The organism is Streptomyces sp. BK79 (assembly GCF_044142145.1).
In the GTDB taxonomy this organism is placed as follows: Bacteria; Actinomycetota; Actinomycetes; order Streptomycetales; family Streptomycetaceae; genus Streptomyces.
This window is the reverse complement of sequence record NZ_JBHVOC010000082.1, coordinates 1-887: the sequence shown is the minus strand read 5'-3', so window position 1 is coordinate 887 and position 887 is coordinate 1. Positions and strand designations below refer to the sequence as shown.

Below are 887 nucleotides of genomic sequence, written 5' to 3'. Positions count from 1 at the left end.
AGAGTTCCTAACAAAGGCGTCGAACGTGGCGGTGGGTGATCAGGCAGGTGGCGAGGCCGAGGAATGCTTCGTGGATGTCGTCGCGTCGTTCCCAGCGGATGCGTAGCCGGCGGAAGCCGTGGAGCCAGGCGATCGTTCGCTCGACTACGTAGCGGAAGATGCCCAGGCCAGTGCCGTGTGGCTCGCCCCGTCTCGCGATCACGGGGCGGATCCCTCGCTGCCAGAGCAGGCGGCGGTACTTGTCGTGGTCGTAGCCGCGGTCGGCCAGCAGCGCGTCGGGGCGTCGGCGGGGTCTGCCGACCTGTCCCGCGACGGCGGGAATCTTGTCGAGCAGCGGCTCGAGTTGGGTGACGTCGTTGCGGTTTCCGCCGGTCAGCGACACCGCGAGTGGGATGCCCTGTCCGTCGACGATGAGGTGGTGCTTGCTGCCCGGCCGTGCGCGGTCGACCGGGCTGGGCCCGCTTTTGGGCCCCGTCGGGCGGCCCGCACGTGCGAGGAGTCGATCACCGCCCGTTCCCAGTCCAGCTGGTTCTTCGACCTCAGCTCGTTCAGCAGCAGCTGGTGGAGCTGGTCCCAGACGCCGGCCTCGTTCCAGGCCGCCAGGCGCCGCCAGCAGGTCATGCCCGAGCCGAAACCGAGCTCCTGGGGCAGGTACTCCCACTGGATGCCGGTGTGCAGGACGAAGAGGATCCCGCACAGGGCCTGGCGGTCCGGCACCCGCGGTCTGCCCTCGGCCTTCTTCGGACCCGGCTTCGGCAGCAACGGCTCGATCAGCGACCACAGTTCGTCCGAGACGATCCACGGCCGCGACTGACGGTTTCCCATGCCCAGACATACGAGCAGAGAGGCCGACCGTCTCATGATCAGCAGCTTTTGTTAGAGCCAGT

At 68.0% G+C, this 887-nt stretch carries 1 protein-coding gene; it reads right to left on the bottom strand.

From position 1 onward, the window contains the following. Nucleotides 1-7: 7 nt before the first annotated feature. Nucleotides 8-825, bottom strand: a protein-coding gene (locus ACFIF2_RS35860; protein ID WP_395577482.1) for an IS5 family transposase whose coding sequence is annotated in 2 segments (ribosomal slippage) — nucleotides 8-474 and nucleotides 474-825 — 819 coding nt in all. Because the reading frame shifts where the segments join, the coding sequence is not laid out codon by codon here. Nucleotides 826-887 lie beyond the last annotated feature (62 nt).